The organism is Dehalococcoidia bacterium (assembly GCA_030648205.1).
Lineage (GTDB): Bacteria > Chloroflexota > Dehalococcoidia > JAUSIH01 > JAUSIH01 > JAUSIH01.
Genome location: JAUSIH010000075.1, coordinates 1 through 4748, shown reverse-complemented (window position 1 = coordinate 4748; position 4748 = coordinate 1). Strand labels below are relative to the sequence as shown.

The 4748-nt window shown below is 65.9% G+C and carries 2 protein-coding genes and 2 pseudogenes; all 4 read right to left on the bottom strand.

The window, feature by feature from the left end:
* On the bottom strand, window positions 1-1129 hold a 1129-nt coding region (locus tag Q7T26_09040), incomplete at its 3' end, for a TrpB-like pyridoxal phosphate-dependent enzyme (protein MDO8532291.1).
* Between the two features lie 135 nt (window positions 1130-1264).
* Window positions 1265-2136 (bottom strand): annotated as a pseudogene (locus Q7T26_09035) (lyase).
* Between the two features lie 171 nt (window positions 2137-2307).
* Window positions 2308-3135 (bottom strand): annotated as a pseudogene (locus Q7T26_09030) (YceI family protein).
* A 436-nt stretch (window positions 3136-3571) separates the two neighbouring features.
* On the bottom strand, window positions 3572-4645 hold the full coding sequence (locus tag Q7T26_09025) for an ABC transporter ATP-binding protein (GenBank protein ID MDO8532290.1): 1074 nt from the start codon (window positions 4643-4645) through the stop codon (window positions 3572-3574).
* Window positions 4646-4748: the final 103 nt, after the last annotated feature.

The following is a 4748-nucleotide window of genomic DNA, read 5'->3' as shown; positions in this document are numbered from 1 at the left end:
CAAACTGGACCGCCGCCTCGAACGTGGTCTTCTGGTGCACCGCCTTCGCCTCAATCACCTTCTGGTCGTACAGCAGGGACACGATGGGCGACATGCCGTGATACCGCAGGCCGCCGGCGTGAATGGAGGGCGGAACGAAGGTATGGCCCAGAGTGTGCATCTTGATGAGAGGCGTCAGGCCAACCGTGTCCCCGAAGTCGTACGCGTAGACGCCTCGGGTCAGGCTGGGCGCGGACTCTGGCTCCACCGCGATGATGCGCGTCTTCTTCCCCTGCTTCAGCTTGTCCTGGGCGAAGGGCAGAATTAGTCCGCAAAAGTTGCTGCCGCCTCCGATACACCCAATGATGATGTCCGGGTACTCGCCAGCCTTCTCCATCTGCTTCTTGGCTTCCAGTCCCACCACGGTCTGGTGCAACATGACATGGTTCAGCACGCTGCCCAGCGAGTACTTGGTGTCGTCGTGCGTGGCGGCGTCTTCAACCGCCTCGCTGATGGCGATGCCCAGGCTTCCCGGCGAGTTGGCGTCCTGCGCCAGCACCTTCTTCCCTGCCTGCGTGTCCGTGCTGGGGCTGGCCACCACCTTGGCGCCCCAAGTCTCGATCATCATACGCCGGTAGGGCTTCTGATGGTAGCTGACCTTGACCATGTAGACCTTGCACTCCAGGCCGAAGAACTGGCAGGCCAGCGCCAGCGCGCTGCCCCACTGGCCGGCGCCGGTCTCCGTGGTCAGCCGCCGGATACCTTCCTTCTTGTTGTAGTACGCCTGAGCGACGGCGGTGTTGGGCTTATGGCTGCCCGCCGGGCTGACACCTTCGTATTTGTAATAGATGTGAGCAGGAGTCCCCAGGGCCTTCTCCAGCCGGTGCGCACGATAAACGGGGGAGGGCCTCCACAGCTTATAGATATCCCGGACCTCTTCCGGGATGGGTATCCACCGCTCCTGGCTGACCTCCTGCTTGATGATCTCCATGGGGAAGATGGGCGCCAGGTCCTGCGGGCCGATGGGCTTTCCCGTCCCCGGGTGCATCACCGGTGGCAGTGGTACAGGGAGATCAGCCTGGATGTTGTACCACGCTTCCGGAATCTCCTTTTCGTCCAGCAGAATCTTGGTCACGTCACTCTTGGACATGAGTCCTCCTCGCTAAACGAGCCGCTTGGCGCGGTCCCGCTCTATTCCAAAGCCGGGGTCATCATACCACGAATCTCGGACACTCTTGAAATCTCACGTCCCCGCCCAACGTTCGCTATTGTCTCGCGCGCGCCGCTACGACGTCCGTATGACTATGAGCTTGTCCACGCCGGACGCAGCGGCCCAGACCTCGCCGGAGCGACCCAGGATCTGCCGCACGTTGGACGGGTAGCTCGGCAGCGGGTACGACTGGAACTTCTCCGTCGCCGAGTCGAAGCTGACCATCGCGTTCGCGCCGAAGTCGCTGAGCCAGACGATATCGCGCTCGTCCACGTACACCGCGTACGCCTGCGGCGAACCGCCGGGTAGCTTCCACGCGCGCCACGAGCGGGTGAATGGGTCATACACACTCACCTGGCCGGAGTCCCACTCGCTGACCCAAATGCGGCCTTTGGAGTCCGACCAGACGCGGCGCGCACCCTGTCGCGGCGTGGGCGGCTGCAGCACAGTGGTCGCGCCCGTCGCTGTGTCGATGCGGGCGATGTGGCTGCCCGCTAGTGAGGCGTAGTACACCGCGCCGTCCGGCGTCGTGGCGATGCCGTAGGGACCGCGGCCCAGCGGCGCGGGCCATACGTCCAGCTTCCCGGTCGCAGGGTCCAGTCGACCGTAGTAGCCGGACTGACCCGTGAACCACAGCACGCCCTTCCTGTCGAACGTGGCCGTATTCATGTTGGCGTAACCGCTCCCCGCGGGCAGCGGGAACACCTTCACTGCGTCCGTCTTTGGGTCAACCCGGACAATGGCGTTGAGTCGCCGTCCGTTATCCAGGGCGCCCCGTCCGGCCCGACGATCACCCCATGCGGCGAGGAGCCTGCGCCCAACTTAACGTGGCGAGTCCTTCCCGTCGCCGGGTCCAGCCAGCCCAGTTCGCCAGTGCGCTGGGCGGTGTACCAGACACCGCCGTCCACCGCCGGGGCAACATCGTGCGGCCCCGATCCGGGCGGCACGGCGTATTCCTGGAGCGCGGGCGCCCTGGCTACCGCGGGCGACGGAGCGGCGGGCGTGGCGCCCGCCGTCCCTCTGGCGGAGGGCCCGGTAGGCGCGGTCGCCCCAGGGCCAGGCTGTGTCTGGGCGGGGGCGCTCGCCGCTGGCGTCTGGCTCCTGGCGGCGGTGAAGTCCACCTCCAACCGCACCGTGTCCTCGATGCTGAGGACAACGGCTGTCAACGGCCTCGTCATATTGAAATCAGCGAACCTCACGGCGGCCGAGGCCCGACCGATCATTCCCCCCTCGTTCATCTGCGCGGTCACGTCCCACGTCACGGGCTTCGTGGCGCCGTGCAGGGTCATGTCGCCGATAAGCTGAAACTTGAGGACGCCGGACGTGGGCAGCGGCGATGGCAGGCCCTTGACCTCCGTCACGACGAACTCGGACGTGGGGTACTTGCCGACCTCCAGTGTCCTGGCCTTGATGTCGCGGTCTCGGTTGGCACTGCCCGACTGCAAGGATGCCATATCCACCGTGAACTTGGACTGGTCACGGAGGACTTTGCCGTCGCCGCTGATCGCCAATACGCCGCTGATTACCTTCGTCGTGCCGATGGCATCGCGGGGCAGCGGCACGTTGGCGATCGTCTCCCGCGACAGGAAGCGCGCCTCCGATCTGTCTTTGACCAGCGTGAGCCGGACAACGGCTGGCGTCTTGACCGCGGGCCGAGCGTCCGGCGTGGGGGCCGCGGGCGGGGCGAGCGCGGGCTGCGAGGCGGCTGGCCTCGGTGTGGGCGTTGGCGCGGGCGCGGGGGCGGCTGCGGGTTGGGGAGGCGGGCTGGCCGGAAGCGCGGACGACGGCGGGGGAGCCGGAGCGCCACAGGCGGCCACCAGCAGGGCCAGGCCCAGACCCAGGCTGAGCAAAGAGTAGCGTGTCACGATGCACCTCTTGTCAAAATTTTCAGGCCGGTTGCAAGGCCTGATACTGTTATTAACGCCGCCCGTTCTATTTGGATTCATACTCCGGTCACGTGTCCCGCGACGCGCCCTGAGGCATACATCAGCAATGCCGCACGGGCCATCCTGGTCAAACAAAAGGACCTCTCGCCAAGGGGCGAGAGGTCCTCGTGGTACCACCCTTGTTCCCCGGCGCAAACGCATCCGGGGCACTTGTTGGAGCACGTCCTTCCCTGGAAGGAGATGCCCTGGGCTGTTATATCGGTGCCCCTCCGGCGCATCCTACCGGCCTTCCGGCTTTCGGTGCGCGGCTCCCGGGTCCATTCGGCTCATGCGCTGACGCCGGGCTCTCACCTTTCCCCGGCTCTCTGGAGCCCCGCTCAGAACGTACTAGTCCCGTTCGCAGCCTGTATTCAAATGTGACGAAAAGTGTACCACCGGATCCCAGGGCTGTCAACGGCGTCGTGTTCTCTCACAACTTATGGTCCCGAGGGCCAGCCTACCGCACGGCTCGACCTCCGGCGCCCCGCACGGGCCGGCCCTGATGGAAGCAGGGGAGGTCATGCCCCGGCTCCAGACTAATGGATACGGGAGTGCCGATGCGGAACCGCCGGATGTGGGACTGCAGGCTGTGGATAGTGGTTCCGCTGGGCAGGCGGACCTTGTAAAGATAGGAGCCACCCTGGAACCGCGCCTCCACGATCCGGCCTGGCCCGTCCGGGTCCGGTTGGATGGAGATATCGTCCGGCCGGACAAGAAGCCTCACCTCCGTGCCGACGGGCAGATCGCCGCCGAAGGGGAGCACGCCGATTTCGGCGGTCAGCACTTCGCCGGCTACGCGCGCGGGGAGCATGTCGGCGGTTCCCAAGAACGTCGCCACAAAGGGCGAGGAGGGATGATGAAAGACCCGCTCCGGCGTGTCCGCCTGCTCAATACGCCCGTGGTTCATCACGGCCACGCGGTCGCCCAGCAGCAGGGCCTCGTCCTGGTCGTGTGTGACGAAGATGGCGGTGGCGCCCGCCAGGCTGAGGATGTCCTTGACCTCGGACCGGACGCGCTCCCTCAGTCCGAGGTCCAGATTGGAGAAAGGCTCGTCCAGCAGAAGCACATGAGGACGCGCCGCCAGGGAGCGGGCCAGGGCCACGCGCTGTTGCTGTCCGCCGGAAAGCTCGTGGGGCATGCGCGACTCCATGCCAGCAAGGCCGCTCAGGGCAACCATCTGGCGGACACGCTCCGGGCGGTCGGCGTCACGGGGCAGCCCGTAGGCGATATTCTCCGCGACGGTCATGTGGGGGAAAAGGGCATAGTCCTGAAAGATGATGCCCACCCGGCGCTTCTCCGGCGGGACGAAGAGGCCCGGGCCGACCACCGGACGCCCGCTGACCTCCACGGAGCCGGAGTCGGGGACTTCAAACCCACCGATAAGCCGCAACAGCGTGGTCTTGCCGCATCCGCTGGGGCCGACGAGGGCCAGGGTGCTCCCCTCAACGACCTCCAGGTCTATGTCCTGGACCGCCGGGACATCCTCAAAGCTCTTGCTCAGGCCAGCGCAGCGCACCGCTATATTGCTCACGGCCTCGCCCTCTGCTGACGGATAACGAAGAAGGCCATGGGGAGAGATGATACCTGAATAAGCAGGAGCGCGGGCACGGCGGCGCGGGCCAGGAAACCGCTGT